Here is a 17,043-nt window from a genome sequence, read left to right as displayed (position 1 = left end):
CCGGCACTACCAGATCAGGCGCGGCCGGCGCTACCGGATCAGGCGCGGGCAGCGCGGCGGTCAGGCGTTGCGTACGGCCAGCAGCTCGCCGTTGCCCACCGGCACCAGGCTGGTGCTGAAGTTCGCGTCAGACTCCAGCAGCACGCGCAGCGGTTCCATCTCTCCCGCATGCGAGGTGGCGTTGTCCACCACCAGCAGGCCACCCGGACGCAGCACGCGGCGCAGCTGCGGCCACCAGCCGGCGTATTGCCCGCGGTCCGAATCGAGGAACAGCAGGTCAATGCTGGCATCGGCGGCCTGTGCCAGCCACGGCCCGGCATCGTCGTGGACCAGCGTGATGCGATCGGCCAGGCCACTGCGCGCGAAGGTGTCACGCGCCATCGCCGCCTTGTCCTCGGCGTATTCCAGCGTAGTCACGTGGCCGTCGATGGCGGCGGCGGCCTCGGCCAGCCACAGCGTCGAATAGCCGTTGGAGGTGCCGATCTCCAGTACGCGGCGCGCAGTGCCGAAGCGCACCAGCACCGCGAGGAATTCGCCCGTATCTGGCGTGATGTTGAGCATGCGGCGGCCGCGTTCGACTTCACGGGCGTCGTTTTCGGCACCGAAGTGGGCCAGTTCGTTCTTCAGTTCCGACAGTTCCAGGGCCATTTTCCGCTGAGCTCGCCATGACGCAGCGTCCATTCTTACCCGAATCCCGGAATTTCGTATGAATCCTAGAGCCGCTGCATTTTCACGCTGAGATAGTTCCCGCCTCCTTCGCGCGGGGACAGCATGCCTGGCCGCCGCGCACCCGGCTTCCGCTAGGACACGGCCATGACATTGAACATTCTGGCAATCGGTGCCCATCCAGATGACATCGAACTCGGTTGCGGTGGCAGCCTGGCAAAGCTCGCCCGCGCCGGCTCACGCATCCATGCACTGGTACTCAGCCGCGGCGGCCGGGGCTGCCACGCCGGCATCGATCGCAGCGATGAATCGCATCGCGCCCTGCGCCGGCTCGGGGTGGCCGAGGTGATCCAGCAGGATTTCCCGGACACGCGATTCCCTGCCTGCCGCAACGACATCATTGCGTCGATCGAACAGGTCTGCACGCTGATCGAACCAGGCCGCATCTACACGATGTGTGGTGAGGATCATCACCAGGACCATCGCACCGTTCACGAAGCGTCGATCATCGCCTGTCGCCACATTCCGCAGATCCTCTGTTATGAGAGCCCCAGCACCCTGCCGCAGTTCGCGCCGCAGGTGTTCGAGGACATCAGCGCGCAGCTGGAGCTGAAGATCCACGCGCTGCGCGAGCATGCCAGCCAGGGCGATCGCCACTACATGCAGGAAAGCCATCTCCGCTGCCATGCGCAGTTCCGTGGCCAGCAGATCGGCATCGGTCCCAGCGAGGGCTTCCTGCCCTACCGTCTGGTGCTTTGATGAAGACGCTGTTGTTCCTGGCCATGTGCGCTTTCATCCTGGTACGAATCTGCGTGCAGGCCTCGCGCCGGCCCAGCACCCGCCTGTACAGCATCGACGCGATCGTGCCGGCCTACAACGAAGCCCCATGCCTGGAGCGCTCGCTGGCCAGCCTGCTGGAAAACCCGTACGTGGCGCGGGTGATCTGTGTCAACGATGGTTCCACCGACAACGCGGCTCAGGTGCTTGATGCGCTGCAGGCGCGCTGGCCCGGGCGCCTGGTGCCCGTGCACCAGGCCAACACCGGCAAGGGCGGTGCGCTGATGCACGGGCTGCAGCACGCAACCGCCGAGCAGGTGTTCCTGACCGATGCAGATACCCATATCGATCCGCGCAGCCATGGCCTGGGTTATCTGCTGGCCGAGATCGAGCGCGGCGCCGATGCGGTTGGCGGGGTCCCCTCGTCCAGCCTGCAGGGCGCCGGCTTCCTCCCCCATGTGCGCGCCAGCCTGAAACTGCCGATGATCGTGATCAAGCGCAGCTTCCAGCAATGGCTGGGCGGCGCACCGTTCATCGTTTCCGGCTCATGTGGCCTGTTCCGTACTTCGGTGCTGCGCAAGGTCGGATTTTCCGATCGCACCCGCGTGGAGGACCTCGACATGTCCTGGTCGCTGGTTGCGCAGGGCTATCGGGTTCGCCAGAGCATCCGCTGCGTGGTCTACCCGCAGGAATGCAACACGCTGGTGGAGGAATGGCGGCGCTGGCGACGCTGGATCGTCGGCTATGCGGTATGCATGCGCCTGCATCGCCGCCTGCTGCTGACCCGCTTCGGCATTTTCAGCATCCTGCCGATGATGCTGCTCGCCCTGGCCGGCATCATGCTGTCGCTGCAGGTATGGTTCGGCGCGGCCCGGCTGCACGGACCGGGTGGCCTTGCCCTGTCGGTGATGCCGCTGTTCTGGACCGGCATCGTCATGCTGCTGGCAGTGATCAGTGCCATCCACCACCGACGCGCGTGGCTGGTGCCGGCGGCGGCCTTCTCGATGCTGTATGTACTGCTCGCCTATGCGATCTGGCTGTTTCATGGCCTGGCGGGGCTGTTCACCGGCCGCGAACCCGTGCGCGACAAGCCGACGAGGTACCCGCATGTGGTGGAATGACCTCGCCGCGATGGCCGAGGCACTGTCGACACTTGCGCCCCACACTGATCCCGACGCAAGGGTCTCGCCACGGGCCACCCTGCGGGGCGCCGTACGGATCGGTGCCGGCAGTCGCATCTGCGACGGCGCCCATGTCCAGGGTCCGGTGTCGATCGGCCGCGACTGCCTGATCGGCAACAACGCACTGCTGCGCGGCCCGCTGTGCATCGGTGACGGCACGCGTATCGGCTTTGCCAGCGAACTGAAGAACACACGGTTGGGCAACCAGGTCAGCATCGGCCCGCAGTGCTTCATCGCCGACAGCCGCATCGATGACCGGGTCTATCTCGGCGCCCTGGTGCGTACCAGCAACCATCGTCTGGATGGGGCAACGGTCACCGTCCACATCGGCGACACCGTCATCGACAGCCAGCGCGACAAGCTCGGCGCCTGGATCGGCGAAGGTGCCGCGCTGGGCATCGGCGTGATCATCCTGCCCGGCCGCATCGTCGCGCCGGGAAGCCAGTTCGGGCCGCGCATCACCGTGGAACGAAACCTGCCGCCCGGCCGCTACCGGCTGCTGCAGTCATTGCATTCCCAACCCCTGGAGTAACCCCATGCGATTGATCATCCGTGGCGCACTGCCATGCGCCCTGCTGCTGGCTGTCTGCAGCGCCCACGCCGGCGTCGACCGTGTCACGGTGCAGCTGGACCATGCCGACTACAGCGATGGCTTCGGCAAGCGCGACGTACAGACCGTGGACGTGGCCGGCCGCAGTGGCGGCAGCCGCTGGCACCTGGGGTTGGCCCATGGCGAGCGTGACTACGGCAGCAGGCGATTCAGCGGCAACCGCATGCAGGGCTCGCTGCACCATCGCTGGAGCCCGCGCCTGTCCACCCGCACCGCTGTCACGGCATCCAACGATGATCCGGTGTTCGTCAACCGCCAGGTCAACCAGGACATCCAGTGGAAAGTGACACCGCAGACCGTACTGAGCGTGGGCGGCAAATACGCCCAGTACCATGCCGGCGCCCATGTGAGCGGCTGGTCGGTGGGTGCCTCGCATTACTTCCCGCGCGTGACTGCCTCACTGCGCCACGAGCGGCACCGCCAGTCCAATGGACCGGATGGGCATGGCACCACACTGTCGCTGCGGCTGAAGGATGGGCAAGGCCGTGGTTCGACCCAGCTGTGGCTGGGCAGCGGCACGTCCGGCTACACCGCCGAGTCCGATCCGCTGCTGCTGCGCGAGCACGATGCACGGCGTGCCTTCCTGCGCCGCAGCCAGCCATTGGGCGAGCATCTGGTGCTGGACGTGGGTATCGGCAAGACCTGGCACAGGACGCGCCTGGACAGCTTCCAGAGTGTGCAATCGCACCTGGGCCTGGGCTACCACTGGTGAGCCTGTAATTGATCGGCGGCGTACCTTGCCGCCGATCTTCAATCTGCCGGGGTCAGCGCCACCACGCGCGCGCCAGCGCCACCACGCCGACCGCACCGGACAGCCAGCTCCACGCCGGCACGTCGCCCCAGTACCAGCCCGGCGGCTGCAGCACGTACATCAGCGCGGCGATGGCCAGCAGGCCAACGCCGGTGATTGCGCCGACCGCGCGCTTCTGCAGGCGCTGCACGCTGGCGTCGAGCGCGACCAGATCGCGCGAACGCATCGCCAGTTCGTGGCGGCCTTCCACCTGCTGGGTCAGCCAGGCGTGCACCAGCCGCGGCATGTCCGGCGCATGGGTCATGATTTCCGGCAGGCGCTTGCCCAGCTCGCGCACCACCCGGCGCGGGCTGTAGCGCTCGCGCAGGATCTTCGCCAGCACCGGCTTGGCCACCGCCCAGATGTCGATCTGCGGATCGAGCTGGCGGCCGACGCCTTCGATGTTCAGCAGGGTCTTCTGCAGCAGGATCAGCTGCGGCTGCAGGGTCAGTTGGTAACGCTGGGCCACGCGGAACAGCTTCATCAGCACTTCAGCCAGCGAGATCTGCGACAGCGGGCGGGTGAAGTACGGCTCGCACACCGAACGCACGGCTGCTTCCAGATCATCGATGCGCACGTTGTCCGGCATCCAGCGCGCCTGCACATGCAGCTCGGCGATGCGGCGGTAATCGCGGTTGAAGATGGCCATGAAATTCTCGGCCAGGTAGTACTGATCTTCCTGCGACAGCTGCCCCATGATGCCGAAGTCCAGCGCGATGAAGCGCGGATTGGCACGGCGCGCCGGATCGGTGTCGACCCAGATGTTGCCGGCGTGCGCGTCGGCATGGAAGAAGTTGTCGCGGAACACCTGGGTATAGAACACCCGCACGCCCTTGGCGGCCAGCGCCTTGCGGTCGATGCCGGCCTTGTCCAGTGCAGCGATGTCATCGGACGGAATGCCCCAAACGCGCTCCAGGGTCAGCGCGCGCTCGGCGGTGTGGCTCCAGATCACTTCCGGCACGTACAGGTCGTCGGAGTTTTCCCAGAAGCGGCGCAGCACGCTGGCATTGGCGCCTTCGCGCTGCAGGTCCAGCTCGGCGGCCAGGGTGTTCTCGACCTCGGCCACCACTTCGCGCGGCCGGATCTTGTCGGCGCGCGGGTGGGTGCGCTCGACCAGCGCGGCCAGCGAATTGAGCAGGGCAATATCCGCGTCGATCTGCTTCTCGATGCCCGGTCGAAGTACCTTGACCACCACCTGGCGACCATCAGCCAGCGTGGCCGCGTGCACCTGCGCGATCGAGGCCGAAGCCAGCGGTTCGGTGTCGAAGCTGGCGAAGGCCTCGCTGACCGGCAGGCCGAGCGCGTCCTCGACGATGCGGCGCGCGGTCTCGCCATCGAACGGCTTGACCCGGTCCTGCAGCAGGGTCAGTTCGTTGGCCACGTCCGGCGGCACCAGGTCGCGGCGGGTGGACAGGATCTGGCCGAACTTGACGAAGATCGGGCCGAGGTCCTGCAGCGCCAGGCGCAGGCGCGCACCGCGCGACTGTGAGGCGATGCTGGCCGAGGCGCGCGGCACGAACGGCTTGGCCAGGCGCAGCCAGCGCTCGGCCGGCGTGCCCTGCAGCAGGTCGTCGAGGCGGTAACGCAGGATCACCCGGCCAATGCGGCTGGCCCGCAGCACGGCCTTCATGCGGCACCCCGCAGGCGCTGCACGCGTGCACCAAGGCGCTCCACGTCATCGCGCAGCACATCCACGTCGTCGTGGAAGGCATCCAGCTCGGCGCGCGGCACCACATCGCGCGACTCCTCGGTGATGAACTCAGCGGCGCTGTGGGCCAGGTCGATCGCCCCCTGGCGCGCGTGCTGCAGGGCGCTGCGCAGGGTGTTGGCGACCTGCACGCCCAGTACTTCGCCGAATACGCTGACGAACGGCTGCTGCCAGTCCGGATCGAAGCCCTTGGCCAGCTGCTGCAGGCGGCGCGCCAGCTCGGCATCGCCGGCCACGCGCACACGGCCCTTGCCGTTGTTGTCGCCGCGCCGCGCGTTGGCCAGCAGCGGCAGTTGAGCGAGCACACCGGCCAGGCTGCTGCGCACGGCCAGGTCGGCTTCCTGTGCATCCACCGGGCCGACCCGCAGCTGGTCGCCGTCGACGCTGATGCGCATCGCCAGCGCCGGCGCTTCCAGGGTCAGGTCGATATGCCGGCCGTCGAGGCTGGCCAATGCATGGCGGGTATCCGGATCCAGCGCCAGCGCGCGGTTCAGGGCGATCTGCAGGGCGCGGCCAGCGACCGGCTTGAGGGACTTGAGCAGGGAGAGAGCCATGTGCGCATTCTACCTGCGTGGGTGGGGGGCTTGGGCCGGGCTGCCGCCCGGCACCCGCAGACGCAACGGCAACGGCAACGGCCAAAGCAACAGCGGGCATTCCGTGGGTTGGCGGGATGGGTCCGGTTGCGGGGGACGCCGTAAACCCGTCCGTGGGGGCTTGGCCGCGGCATCCATGCCGCGGACACCCCCGCAACCGGCCCCACCCCGCCTTCGACAGGTTCCTGCTGCTCTTGGTGGGTGTCGAGCTTGGTCGACACGGTAGATCCACGCCATGCGTGGATGGATTTCTGGTTCACCTGTGCCTCACGCGGATGGCCGATGAAGGTTCATGCTATGGGGCCACGCAACGCACAGGACATCGCACTCCCCATGGCACGGACCCGGGTTGGCATCATTTTCGGGGGCAAGTCTTCCGAGCACGAAGTTTCGCTGCAGTCGGCGAAGAACATCCTCGATGCGCTTGATCGCGAGCGCTTCGAGCCGGTGCTGGTCGGCATCGACAAGCAGGGCCAGTGGCATCTGAGCCAGCCGGATACCTTCCTGATCAATGCCGATGATCCGTCGCGCATCGCGCTGCATCGGTCCGGCACGTCGCTGGCGGTGCGTCCGGGTGCGGAGCAGGCGCAGCTGCAGCCGTCCGATACGGCCAGTGCGCTGGGCCAGATCGATGTGGTGTTGCCGATCGTGCATGGGCCACTCGGCGAAGACGGGGCGCTGCAGGGCCTGCTGCGCATGGCCAATCTGCCCTTCGTCGGTTCGCCGGTACTGGGCTCGGCGGTGGCGATGGACAAGGACGTGACCAAGCGCCTGCTGCGCGACGCGGGGCTGCAGGTGGCGCCGTGGCTGTGCATCCGCCGCCATGAGGCCGCGGAGGTGGATGCCGATGCAGTGATCGCCCAGCTCGGCCTGCCGCTGTTCGTGAAGCCGGCCAACCAGGGTTCGTCGGTGGGTGTGAGCAAGGTCAAGGATGCGGCGGGCTTTGCCGAGGCAGTGGCATTGGCGCTGCGCTACGACCACAAGGTGCTGGTGGAATCGGCGGTGGTCGGCCGCGAGATCGAATGCGCGGTGCTGGGCAACGAGCATCCGCAGGCCAGCGTATGCGGCGAGGTGGTGGTGCACGACGAGTTCTACGCCTACGACACCAAGTACATCAATGCCAATGGCGCTGACGTGGTGGTGCCGGCCGACATCGACGCCGCCACCCAGGCGCGCATCCAGCAGATCGCGCGGCAGGCCTACCAGGCGCTGGAGTGTGCGGGCATGGCGCGCGTGGATGTGTTCCTCACCGCAGACGGCGAGATCGTCATCAACGAGGTCAACACGCTGCCGGGCTTCACCCGCATCAGCATGTACCCGAAGCTGTGGGGCGCCAGCGGTGTCGACTACACCGCGCTGATCACGCGCCTGATCGAACTGGCGCTGGAACGCCATGAGGCCGATCGCGGGCTGCAGAGCGCTGTGTAACGTGGTGATCGCCCGCAGAGTCGAGCATGGCTCGACTCTGCGGAAAGCGATGCCGGCCAGCGGCCGGCACTACCGGCTAGCCTCGCTTGCGGAACATCGAGATCACCGCAAGGATCAGGAACACCACGAACAGGATCCAGGCGATGTTCGTTGCGGCGCCGGCGATACCGGAGAAACCCAGAACGGCGGCGATGATGGCGATGACAAAGAAAATGATGGCGTAATGCAGCATGGCGCTCCTCGCGGGTGGTCGAGCCTTGGATGGCGTGGGTCCATCCTCCCGATCCTGCGGTGTGCAACCAGTGACGGCGATCTAAGCAGCAGATGAAGCCTTCAGCCTGCGCAGCCCTTCTTCGATGCTGACCTGCGGCACATAGCCGAAGTCACGGCGGGCCGGCTCCATGCTGTACCAGTGCGGCGTGCACAGCTGTTCGGCCAGGAACCGGGTCAACGGCGGTTCGCCGCGCAGGCGCAGCAGCGGCCACAGCCGCTCGCAGATGGCGCCGATACGGTACGCGGTCTTGAAGCTGATCGCCTTGTCCACGGTCGGTGCACCCACCGCCTGCAGCAGCTTGTTGACCAGCTCGCGCATCGGCAGCGGTTCGCCGTTGGAAATGAAGTAGGCCTTGCCTGCACATGCGGCACCGGGCGCCAGTGCCTCGAAGGCGAGGAAGTGGGCAAGCGCGGCGTTGTCGATGTAGGTGGTATCGACCTTGTTGCTGCCATCGCCCACCAGGCGCAGGCGGCCCTGTCGTGCACGTTCGGCCAGGCGCGGTACCAGCTGCTGGTCGCCAGGGCCCCAGATCAGGCGCGGACGCAGCGCCACCGTCGCCAGCGACGCGTCATTGGCCGCCAGCACGCGCTGTTCGGCAATCGCCTTGGTGGCCGCATAGGGCGCCTGGAAATCTTCGCCGTACGGCACCTCGTCGGCGCCGAGGCCTTCTACCGGGTGCGTGGCCCGGTGCGTCACGCTGGGCGTGGAGGTGTAGACCAGCCGGCCGATACCGTGCGCACGGCAGGCGGCGATGACGTTGTCGGTGCCGACCACATTGGCCTGGTGGTAGCTGTCATAGCTGCCCCACGCACCGGCCTTGGCACCGTTGTGGAATACCGCATCGACGCCGGCCACCGCATGCAGGACCGCCTGCGGGTCGGCCAGGTCGCCACGGATCTGGCCCACGCCCATCACCTGCAGCTCCGGATAATGGCTGCGGTTGAACGCCAGTACCTGGTGGCCACGTTCGACCAGCCCGCGGCACAGCGCCTGGCCAAGGAACCCACCACCACCGGTGACCAGGATCTTCATGCGCGCTTCTCCAGTTCGGCGCTGGCCCAGACGGCGAGCTTCTCGCGGCCGATCTTGGCGTTGTGACGGATATCGACGGGGAACGCCGGATGCACCAGGAAGTGCTGCAGGCCGGCCTCAGGCGTGCGCGCTGCGGCATGCGCACGCAGCGCTTCCTGCAGCGCCGGGCTGTCGGACTGGCCGCGCAGCAGTTCCACGCACAGCACCGGCACCTGCGCACCGGCGGCGCCGACACCGACCAGCGCGGTGCGCGCCACGCCTGTGACGGTGTTGAACACCGGCTCGACCTGTTCGGTGTACAGCGGTCCGCGCGCGGTTTCCACGCGCTGCGTCTTGCGCCCGCAGAACCACAGGCGACCCTGCGCATCGAAGTAACCGACGTCGCCCATGCGATGCACCACGCGGGTGCTGCCATCGACCAGCGTCTCGCGGATCTTCGCTGCGGCCGTGGCCTGCGGGCGGTTGAAGTAGCTGTCGGTGGCGGTCGGGCCAGCCACCGTGATTTCTCCCACTTCGCCAACCGCCAGCACGCGCGCCTGCGACCAGTCGGCCAGCGGCGCGTCATCGATGGCGATGATGCGCACTTCGTTCGGCGCCACCACGCTGCCCACGCAGGTGCCGGCGCCGGCCTCGGTGGCGGCGCGCGTGCGTTCCAGCTCGCGGCCTTCGACCACCGCCACCGGCAGGCACTCGGTGGCGCCATACGGCGTCCAGAACTGCGCGTCGGCCGGCAGCAGGCTGCGGATGGTGGCGACCACGTCCGGCGGCACCGGCGCACCCGCCGAGGTCACCCGGGTCACCGTCGGCAGCGGCCGGCCATGCTTCGCCAGCACCCGCATCAGCGCCGGCGAGCCGAACAGCTGGGTCACGCCGAAGCGCTGGATGGCGTCGTGCAGGCGCGCCGGGTCGGCCTGCGCCGGCCGGGTCGGGTCCATGTCCGGGATGACCGAGGTCAGGCCCAGCGCCGGGTCGAACAGGGCAAACGGCGGGAAGGTCGGCAGGTCCACCCCGCCCGCTTCCATGCCGAAGGCGCTGCCCAGCAGCTGGATCTGGCCGACGAAGTGGCGGTGGCGGTAGACCACGCCCTTGGGCACGCCGGTGGAGCCGCTGGTGAACAGGATCGCGGCCATGTCCTCGCCGTCGGTGGCGGCCAGCATCGGCCCACCCTTGGCGCCGGCGCGCTCCAGCGCGGCCAGCGTGGTCCCGCCCCAGCCGAGGCGGCGGCCCACGGTCACCAGGCGCGCCGCCGAGGGTGCCCAGCGCAGCACCAGCCGCGCCACGTGCGCCAGCGGAATGCCGATGAAGGCCTCCGGCTGCGCCTCGTCCAAGCACTGCTTCAGCGCGCGCCTGTCGATGCCCGGGTCGACCAGCACCGGCACCGCGCCCAGCTTGAACAGGGCAAACATCAGCAGGAAGAACTCCGGCGACGGCCGCACCATCACCACCGTGCGCACTCCACGGCCGATCCCGTAGCCGGCCAGGCCGGCCGCCATGGCGTCGCTGCGAGCGTCCAGCTGGCGGTAATCCAGGGTCACGTCGTAGGCGGCCATGCCGTTGCCGGCGCCACGGCGGCCAGGGCAGCGGATGGCGATCTGATCAGGCCGTTCACGCGCCAGTTCAGGCAAGCGGGCGGCAATATTGCAGGGTCGGTTCATCCGTTCATTGTCGCCGCTTACGGAATTTCTTGCGCGGCGGCCCACTTCGTGGAAAATCCGCACCCTCGTTCCTGATTCCGACTGCCGCCCGAGGCGGCTTGCCCATGCAACATCCCTGCATGACCTGCGGCGCCTGCTGCACCCAGTACCGCGTGGCCTTCCACTGGATGGAATCAGACGAGGTCACCCCCGGCGGCGTGCCGCACCAGCTCACCGAGGTGCTGGACCCGCACCGCCTGTGCATGCGCGGCACCCATTCCAAGCCGGTGCGCTGCGTGGCGCTGGATGCGCAGATCGGCGTGTATTCACGCTGCACCATCCATCCCAACCGGCCCAGCGTGTGCCGCGAGGTGGATGCATCGTGGGAGTACGGCAAGGCCAGCCCGCAGTGCGACAAGGCGCGCATCGCCTATGGCCTGGATCCGTTGACGCCGGCCGACTGGCGCTGGCGCGATGACGCCGACAATGACGACGACCATCCGGACGACAACGGCAACAGCCCTTCCTCGCCGCCGCAGGCGCCGGTCGCCGCGTAATGGTAGTGCCGGCCGCTGGCCGGCAACCTCATCAACCGTTCGGGTGTGCCGACCAACGGTCGGCACCCACCGGAAGAGGAAGGGGTGGGTGCCGACCGTTGGTCGGCACACCGATCAGATCGGGTTGGCGTCCAGGAACGCGCGGATCTCCGGCACCAGCACCTCGTGCTTGTCTTCCAGCACGTAATGCCCGGCATCCTCGAACGCATGTACCTGGGCCCGCGGCAGCGCGGCCTGGAAGCCCTTCAGGAAGTGGTGGTCGAACACGAAGTCGCGCAGGCCCCAGCCGAGGAAGGCCGGCCGGTCGGCGAACGACGGCAGCGCCTTGCCGGCACGCTCCAGCAGCGACCACGCCTTGTCGGCCGGCGACAGCGGGATGTCCTGCATGAAGCGGATGGTGCTGATGCGGTTGGCCCAGCTGTTGTACGGCGACACGTAGGCGCGGCGCACGTCGGCCGGCATCTTCCGCTCCACGCCCAGCCACGAGGCACCGGAGGAGAACGCGTTGAAGGTGCGGATGATCCACTCGCCGATCTTCCAGTGGCGGCCCAGCGCGATCTGCCACGGCATCTTCTTCGCCGCCGGCATCGGGAATGCAGCGGTATTGAGCACCACCAGGCGCTTGACCTGGTCGTGGTGCGACAGCGCCCAGCCGAAACCGATCATGCCGCCCCAGTCGTGCACCGCCAGGGTCACCGGGCCGGTGATGCCCAGATGCTTGAGCAGCGCATCGAGGTCGTCAACGCGCGACTGCAGCGTGTACTCGTAGCGGCTGTCATCGGGCTTGTCCGACAGGCCCATGCCGATGTGGTCCGGCACGATGCAGCGGTACGTGTCCGACAGGCCGGCGACCAGCGTGCGCCAGTAATAGCTCCACGACGGGTTGCCGTGCACCATCACCACCACTTCGCCGTCGCGCGGGCCTTCGTCGAGATAGTTCATCGACAGGCCGGGGCGTACCTCGAAGCGCTGCGGGTGGGCGGGGTAACCGGGAAGCTGGGACATCGGATCGCACCTGTAGAAAGGGCCGGTAAACCGGCCCTTGAACACTTGGAAAAATCATCGCTGCCCGTCGTGCAGCAGGTCAGCGGTGACTCTTTTACCAGACCACTTCAGCCATCGAGCAGTTCAGGCCCGAGCCGATACCCAGAAGCGCGATGCGATCGCCCTTCTTCAGCTTGCCCAGCTGCTTGAGCTTGCTCAGCACGATCGGCACCGAGGCCGGGCCGATGTTGCCGTGCTCGCCGAAGATGGTCATGACCTTCTTCGGGTCGATGCCGAAGTTCTTGATGAACGCGGCGGTGTGCGGCTGGCTGACCTGGTGGATCACGAACTGGTCCAGCTCTTCCACGGCCCAGCCCAAGGCGATCTTGGCGGCGGTGAAGGTCTTCTGTGCCAGCTTGATGCCTTCGATCAGCAGCAGGCGGGTGTCGGTGACCATGCGGTCCAGGTTGCCCAGGCACAGCTGGTTCCACTCGGTGGCCGAGCGCGTCACGCCGCCCTTGTAGCGCGGGGCGTCCGGCACCAGCTCCGAGCGGGCCATCACCATCGCCGCAGCACCCGAACCGGTGGTCAGGGCGGCCAGCTCGTTGCGGAAATCGTCAGCGGTGACGTCCGGGGCGGTCATGCGCTCCAGGGTCTTCTCGTACACCAGGTTGGCGGTCTCGCCGTCCACCACCAGCGCGTAGTCGATGTCGCCGCGCTCGATCATGCGCGCGGCGATGTCCATGCCGTTGATGAAGGCCAGGCAGGCATTGGCGACGTCGAAGGTCATGCACTCGTCGCTGACGCCGAGGTTGCCCGAGACGATGGAGGCCGTGGACGGCTCCAGGTAGTCGCGGCTGACCGAGGTGTTGACCAGCAGGCCAACCTGCGTCGCATTGATGCCTGCGTCTTCCAGTGCCTTGCGGCCTGCCATGGTGGCAGCGTCGGACGCCAGCACGCCGTTGTCCCACAGGCGGCGCGCGTGGATGCCGGCGATGTCGCCGAGCACGTCGGTGCGGATACCCAGGCGATCCAACGTCGGCTGCAGGCGTTCGTTGATTTCCTTGGTGGTCAGCGTATGCGGCGCGTCGACGTGTGCCAGGCCGGCGATCGAGACATTCTTGAAGAGCATCGAGGTTAGCGCCAAGGCTCAGGCAAAAGGGGGCGCTATTCTATAACCCCCGGGGCCTTCACCGCATCTTTACGAATTCAGCCTTGGCCGTATGGTGAAGCGTTCAGCGCGGCGGGCACTGGAATGCGGCGAAGCGCTGGCTGCCATCGGCCGGGGCCGCGGCGGCCTGCACGGCATTGGCGCCGGCGCTCGGGGCCTCGTTGCGGGCCAGGGTTTCCAGCTCTTCCTGCACGCGCAGCGGGTTGCGGTTGTAGAAGCCGACCTTGCTCTTCACGGTCACCACCACCTCGCCCTTGGCGATGCAGCCAGCGGGAACCGGGCCTGCCGGCAGCACGCGGGTCGCCTTGCCGGCCGGTTCGATCGGCACCCAGGTACAGGCGGTGACGGTGAGCAGCAGGGAGGAAAGCAGCAGAACGCGCATGGGCAGATCCTGGAAGGGTATGGAGGGATTCTGCCTGAACCGCCTGAATCGGGGGTAGCCGGTGGGGGGACGGATCCCCCGCAGGGGGTTGTGACCCCGCCTTCGGGTCACGGCGTTGCCGGCCAGCGGCCGGCACTACCAGAGCAAGGTTGCCGGCCAGCGGCCGGCACTACCTGGGGAGGCCTGCCCGCGGGGGCGGGCAGGCGCATCCCTTATTTCTTGACCGGGTTGCCTTCGGCGTCGATCACCGTCACCTCGCCCAGGTTCAGCGCACGCACGGCCGCTTCGGTCTGCTTGAGATCACCCACCACCACCCAGGTCAGCGCCTGCGGCTTGATCTCGGCGGCGGCCTGCTGCACCTGCGCCGGGGTCATCGCCTCGATCTCGGCCTTGCGGCGCAGCACGTAGTCGTCCGGACGCTTGAACTGCACGATCGAACCGATGGTCGAGGCGACCGCGCTGGCGGTCTCGTAGGCACCGGGCAGGCTCAGGGTCTGGATGTTGCGGATGCGGTTGACCTCGGCGGCGGTGGCCGGCTTGCTGCCATCGGCGAACGCGGCGATTTCCTTGCGCATTTCCGCCATCGCCGGGCCGGTCTTGTCGATCTGCACCGGCGCGCTGGCCATCCACGGGCGCTGGCCCACCGAGTTGATCGCGCTGCTGCGCGCACCGTACGACCAGTGCTTGTCCTCACGCAGGTTCATGTTCAGGCGCGAGGTGAAGTCGCCGCCGATCACGCCGTTGGCAATATCGAAGCGGGTCGAGCTGGTGGCGCTGGACGGCGCCACCACCTGCCCTGCGAACAGGTTGGCCTGCACCGCACCCGGCTGGTCGATCAGGAACACGCGCGGGCCCTTCGGCAATGCCACGTCGGTGGCGGCCTTCACCTGCGGGGCGTCGCCCGCAGCCTTCCAGTCGCCCAGCTGCTTGTCCAGCAACGGCACGATCTCGGCCAGGGTGGTGTCACCGACCACGATCAGGGTGCCGTTCTGCGGGCGCAGCCAGTCGTGGTGGAAGTCGACCAGGTCTTCGCGGGTCAGGCCGTTGATCGCTGCTTCGTCACCGCTGCCAGTGAACGGAATGGCATACGGGTGGCCCTTGCCGTACAGCAGCGGCGGCAGCACGCGCATCGCCACCGCACCCGGGTTGACCTTCTCCTGCTGGATGCCGGCAATCCAGCTCGCCTTGACCCGGTCGATCTCGCCCTGCTCGAAGCGCGGTTCGCGCAGCAGGTCCCGATACAGCGCCAGCGACGGTGCCAGGTTTTCCTTCAGCGCCGACAGGTCCACGCTCATGGAGTCCAGCCCGGCCGAGGCATCCAGGCTGGCGCCCAGTGCATCAGCGGCATCGGCGAAGGCCAGCGAGCCGAGCTTGCCGGCGCCTTCGGTCATCAGGCTCATGGTGAAGTTGGCGGTGCCCGGCTTGCGGCCCTGGTCGGCGCTGAAGCCACCCGGGAACTGGTAGCTGAACTGCACCACCGGAATCTCGTGGCGCTCGGCCAGGATCACCTGGGTGCCGTTCTTCAGCGTGGCGCGCTGCAGCGCCGGGAACTTCAGCTGCGGGAACTCGCGGGTCTGCGGTACGCCGGCCTTGCGGTCCACCTGCTCGGGCAGCGTGCTGTACTTGGGGTCCACCGCCGGCACGTTGAACGGCTTCGGCGCCTGGCTCGGGTCTTCCTTCAGCGCCACGCGCTCACCCGGTGCAATCACCAGGGTGTGGCTGCCCTTGTCCAGCCACTGCGCGCCCAGACGGCCCAGATCAGCAGCACTGGCCTTCTCGATGTTGGCCAGCGAGGTGCGGAAGCAGCCCGGGTCGCCGGTGAACACCGCGCACTCGGCCAGTGCGTCGGCCTTGCCGCCGAAGCCGCCGATGCGTTCGATGCCACGGATGAAACCGGCGCGGGCACCGGTCTTGGCGCGCTCCAGCTCGGCCGCGGTCGGGCCCTGCTTGATCAGCCGGTCCAGTTCCTCGTCGATGATCTTCTCGACCTTGGCCGGGTCCTGGCCCTGCTTGACCGTCGCCATGATCACGAAGTTCGAACCCAGCTGCGACGTCGACAGGCCTGCCGCGATGCTGTCCACCAGCTTGTCCTGGTGCTGCAGGCGCTGGCTCAGCCGCGAGGACTTGGCGCCGCCCAGTACCTGCGCGAACAGCTGCAGCTGATCGACCTCGGTGGTACCGACCTGCGGCACGTTCCAGGCGCGGTAGATACGCGCCTGCGGCACCTTGTCGGTCATCGTCTCGCGCGTGTCGGCGCTGCGCTTGGCCACGTTCACCGCCGGCTGCGCCATGGTCGGGCCGGCCGGGATGCTGCCGAAGTACTTGCCAACCTTTTCCTTGGCGGTGGCCAGGTCGATGTCGCCAGCCAGTACCAGCACGGCGTTGTTCGGGCCGTACCAGGTGCGGAACCAGGTCTTCACGTCATCCAGCGACGCCGCGTTCAGATCGTTCATCGAACCGATCACGCCGTGGTGGTACGGGTGGCCAACTGGATACAGCGCCTTGTTGAGCTGGTCCCAGGCCTGGCCGTAGGGCTGGTTCTCGCCCTGGCGCTTCTCGTTCTGCACCACGCCACGCTGCTCGTCCAGCGCCGCCTGGTCGATCGCACCGACGAGATGGCCCATGCGGTCCGATTCCATCCACAGCGCCATGTCCAGCGCAGTGGTGGGCACGTTCTCGAAGTAGTTCGTGCGGTCGGTATTGGTGGTGCCGTTCTGGTTGGTGGCGCCGACCTGCTTGAACGGCTCGAAGAACTCGCCGTCGTGATTTTCGCTGCCCTGGAACATCAGGTGTTCGAACAGGTGCGCGAAGCCGGTGCGGCCGGCCGGTTCGTCCTTGCTGCCGACGTGATACCAGACGTTGACCGCGACGATCGGCGCCTTGCGATCGGTGTGCACGATCACGCGCAGGCCGTTGGGCAGGGTGAACTGCTCATACGGGATATCGACCTTGGCCGGTGCGGCCGGCTTTGCCGCCAACGCATGGGAAGGCACAAGCGTGCCCAGGGCGGTGCTGAGGGCAACGGCCAGCAGCGCAGTGCGCGGGCGAAGGGCGAGAGACATATCCGGATCCTTGGTCACATAGGTGAACCCCGATCCTAGCGTGCGCGCGCAACGGCAGGAATCGGTCGCCAGTCACTGGGGGTGTTTGCCCCTGTGCGCCATCCGCAGCGCCGATCTGCCCTGTCCGAGCCGTCACAAGCACCCGCCAGCAACGTCCGGACAGTGTCCGCAGCACATCGAATGGACAGGTGTCC

General features: G+C 67.5%; 16 protein-coding genes. 6 read left to right on the top strand and 10 right to left on the bottom strand.

The genetic code is table 11. The features are described 5' to 3' along the window. Positions 1-60: 60 nt before the first annotated feature. Complete coding sequence (locus AC5P99_RS09440; protein WP_483723710.1) at positions 61-648, bottom strand: O-methyltransferase; 588 nt, start codon at positions 646-648, stop codon at positions 61-63. A gap of 165 nt (positions 649-813) precedes the next feature. On the opposite strand from AC5P99_RS09440, the gene AC5P99_RS09435 reads away from it, so the two are divergent. Genes AC5P99_RS09435 through AC5P99_RS09420 form a run of 4 tightly spaced genes read left to right on the top strand, consistent with a single transcriptional unit; the run spans position 814 to position 3,946 of the window. Then, entirely contained in the window at positions 814-1,425 is a 612-nt protein-coding gene (locus AC5P99_RS09435) for a PIG-L deacetylase family protein (RefSeq protein WP_043035697.1), read from the top strand. Continuing rightward, the gene (locus tag AC5P99_RS09430; RefSeq protein ID WP_495213074.1) at positions 1,425-2,564 is read left to right on the top strand and encodes a glycosyltransferase family 2 protein; all 1,140 of its coding nucleotides are present in this window, start codon (positions 1,425-1,427) and stop codon (positions 2,562-2,564) included. The genes AC5P99_RS09435 and AC5P99_RS09430 overlap by 1 nt, the downstream gene beginning before the upstream one ends. Then, positions 2,551-3,156 carry an LbetaH domain-containing protein gene (locus AC5P99_RS09425; protein WP_495213073.1) on the top strand — a complete coding sequence of 202 codons (606 nt, stop codon included), beginning with the start codon at positions 2,551-2,553 and terminating at the stop codon, positions 3,154-3,156. Before AC5P99_RS09430 ends, AC5P99_RS09425 begins: the two co-directional genes overlap by 14 nt. Before the next feature lie 4 nt (positions 3,157-3,160). Then, entirely contained in the window at positions 3,161-3,946 is a 786-nt protein-coding gene (locus tag AC5P99_RS09420) for a YaiO family outer membrane beta-barrel protein (protein WP_012478775.1), read from the top strand. Between the two features lie 52 nt (positions 3,947-3,998). Here AC5P99_RS09420 and ubiB read toward each other — a convergent pair whose 3' ends face one another. Both ubiB and AC5P99_RS09410 read right to left on the bottom strand, forming a co-directional pair. Continuing rightward, a complete protein-coding gene (gene ubiB / locus AC5P99_RS09415) occupies positions 3,999-5,654 on the bottom strand; it encodes a ubiquinone biosynthesis regulatory protein kinase UbiB (RefSeq protein ID WP_049449324.1) in 1,656 nt (551 codons plus the stop codon). Next, positions 5,651-6,286, bottom strand: coding sequence for a ubiquinone biosynthesis accessory factor UbiJ (locus AC5P99_RS09410; protein WP_049449322.1), 636 nt, complete (start codon positions 6,284-6,286; stop codon positions 5,651-5,653). The genes ubiB and AC5P99_RS09410 overlap by 4 nt, the downstream gene beginning before the upstream one ends. Positions 6,287-6,658: 372 nt before the next feature. On the opposite strand from AC5P99_RS09410, the gene ddlA reads away from it, so the two are divergent. Further along, positions 6,659-7,753 carry a D-alanine--D-alanine ligase gene (gene ddlA, locus AC5P99_RS09405; RefSeq protein WP_495213072.1) on the top strand — a complete coding sequence of 365 codons (1,095 nt, stop codon included), beginning with the start codon at positions 6,659-6,661 and terminating at the stop codon, positions 7,751-7,753. 76 nt (positions 7,754-7,829) lie between these two features. Here ddlA and AC5P99_RS09400 read toward each other — a convergent pair whose 3' ends face one another. From AC5P99_RS09400 to oleC, 3 genes are all read right to left on the bottom strand, one after another. Then, a complete protein-coding gene (locus AC5P99_RS09400; protein WP_005407633.1) occupies positions 7,830-7,985 on the bottom strand; it encodes a DUF1328 domain-containing protein in 156 nt (51 codons plus the stop codon). Between the two features lie 81 nt (positions 7,986-8,066). Then, positions 8,067-9,059, bottom strand: a complete 993-nt coding sequence (gene oleD / locus AC5P99_RS09395) for a 2-alkyl-3-oxoalkanoate reductase (protein ID WP_005407632.1) — start codon at positions 9,057-9,059, stop codon at positions 8,067-8,069. Then, a complete protein-coding gene (gene oleC, locus AC5P99_RS09390) occupies positions 9,056-10,714 on the bottom strand; it encodes an olefin beta-lactone synthetase (RefSeq protein WP_088435790.1) in 1,659 nt (552 codons plus the stop codon). The genes oleD and oleC overlap by 4 nt, the downstream gene beginning before the upstream one ends. 104 nt (positions 10,715-10,818) lie before the next feature. Here oleC and AC5P99_RS09385 point away from each other — a divergent pair, with 104 nt between their 5' ends. Next, positions 10,819-11,250 (top strand): YkgJ family cysteine cluster protein, encoded by a 432-nt coding sequence (locus AC5P99_RS09385; protein ID WP_005407630.1) that lies wholly within the window; start codon positions 10,819-10,821, stop codon positions 11,248-11,250. Between the two features lie 114 nt (positions 11,251-11,364). Here the strand turns inward: AC5P99_RS09385 and AC5P99_RS09380 are convergent, their stop codons facing one another. The 4 genes from AC5P99_RS09380 to AC5P99_RS09365 all read right to left on the bottom strand — a co-directional run bounded on the left by AC5P99_RS09380 (position 11,365) and on the right by AC5P99_RS09365 (position 16,849). Then, positions 11,365-12,255 (bottom strand): alpha/beta fold hydrolase, encoded by an 891-nt coding sequence (locus tag AC5P99_RS09380; protein ID WP_088435791.1) that lies wholly within the window; start codon positions 12,253-12,255, stop codon positions 11,365-11,367. Between the two features lie 94 nt (positions 12,256-12,349). Continuing rightward, the gene (locus tag AC5P99_RS09375) at positions 12,350-13,366 is read right to left on the bottom strand and encodes a 3-oxoacyl-ACP synthase III (RefSeq protein ID WP_004135358.1); all 1,017 of its coding nucleotides are present in this window, start codon (positions 13,364-13,366) and stop codon (positions 12,350-12,352) included. A 103-nt stretch (positions 13,367-13,469) separates the two neighbouring features. Beyond that, positions 13,470-13,787 (bottom strand): DUF4156 domain-containing protein, encoded by a 318-nt coding sequence (locus tag AC5P99_RS09370; protein WP_005407628.1) that lies wholly within the window; start codon positions 13,785-13,787, stop codon positions 13,470-13,472. A gap of 212 nt (positions 13,788-13,999) precedes the next feature. Then, positions 14,000-16,849: a M16 family metallopeptidase gene (locus tag AC5P99_RS09365; protein ID WP_049449313.1), complete on the bottom strand. Its 2,850-nt coding sequence runs from the start codon at positions 16,847-16,849 to the stop codon at positions 14,000-14,002. Positions 16,850-17,043 lie beyond the last annotated feature (194 nt).

It is taken from the genome of Stenotrophomonas sp. YJH_SMC_80, assembly GCF_059372495.1.
The sequence above is the reverse complement of the archived record's forward strand: the minus strand, read 5'-3'. Positions and strand labels throughout refer to the sequence as shown.

Excerpts from the sequence above, each read along its gene's own strand:
- AC5P99_RS09410 (WP_049449322.1), bottom strand. The coding sequence starts at position 6,286 with ATGGCTCTCTCCCTGCTCAAGTCCCTCAAGCCGGTCGCTGGCCGCGCC.
- AC5P99_RS09375 (WP_004135358.1), bottom strand. The coding sequence starts at position 13,366 with ATGCTCTTCAAGAATGTCTCGATCGCCGGCCTGGCACACGTCGACGCG.
- AC5P99_RS09385 (WP_005407630.1), top strand. The coding sequence starts at position 10,819 with ATGCAACATCCCTGCATGACCTGCGGCGCCTGCTGCACCCAGTACCGC.
- AC5P99_RS09430 (WP_495213074.1), top strand. The coding sequence starts at position 1,425 with ATGAAGACGCTGTTGTTCCTGGCCATGTGCGCTTTCATCCTGGTACGA.
- AC5P99_RS09400 (WP_005407633.1), bottom strand. The coding sequence starts at position 7,985 with ATGCTGCATTACGCCATCATTTTCTTTGTCATCGCCATCATCGCCGCC.
- AC5P99_RS09365 (WP_049449313.1), bottom strand. The coding sequence starts at position 16,849 with ATGTCTCTCGCCCTTCGCCCGCGCACTGCGCTGCTGGCCGTTGCCCTC.
- oleC (WP_088435790.1), bottom strand. The coding sequence starts at position 10,714 with ATGAACCGACCCTGCAATATTGCCGCCCGCTTGCCTGAACTGGCGCGT.
- ubiB (WP_049449324.1), bottom strand. The coding sequence starts at position 5,654 with ATGAAGGCCGTGCTGCGGGCCAGCCGCATTGGCCGGGTGATCCTGCGT.
- AC5P99_RS09440 (WP_483723710.1), bottom strand. The coding sequence starts at position 648 with ATGGCCCTGGAACTGTCGGAACTGAAGAACGAACTGGCCCACTTCGGT.
- AC5P99_RS09435 (WP_043035697.1), top strand. The coding sequence starts at position 814 with ATGACATTGAACATTCTGGCAATCGGTGCCCATCCAGATGACATCGAA.
- AC5P99_RS09425 (WP_495213073.1), top strand. The coding sequence starts at position 2,551 with ATGTGGTGGAATGACCTCGCCGCGATGGCCGAGGCACTGTCGACACTT.
- AC5P99_RS09370 (WP_005407628.1), bottom strand. The coding sequence starts at position 13,787 with ATGCGCGTTCTGCTGCTTTCCTCCCTGCTGCTCACCGTCACCGCCTGT.
- oleD (WP_005407632.1), bottom strand. The coding sequence starts at position 9,059 with ATGAAGATCCTGGTCACCGGTGGTGGTGGGTTCCTTGGCCAGGCGCTG.
- ddlA (WP_495213072.1), top strand. The coding sequence starts at position 6,659 with ATGGCACGGACCCGGGTTGGCATCATTTTCGGGGGCAAGTCTTCCGAG.
- AC5P99_RS09380 (WP_088435791.1), bottom strand. The coding sequence starts at position 12,255 with ATGTCCCAGCTTCCCGGTTACCCCGCCCACCCGCAGCGCTTCGAGGTA.
- AC5P99_RS09420 (WP_012478775.1), top strand. The coding sequence starts at position 3,161 with ATGCGATTGATCATCCGTGGCGCACTGCCATGCGCCCTGCTGCTGGCT.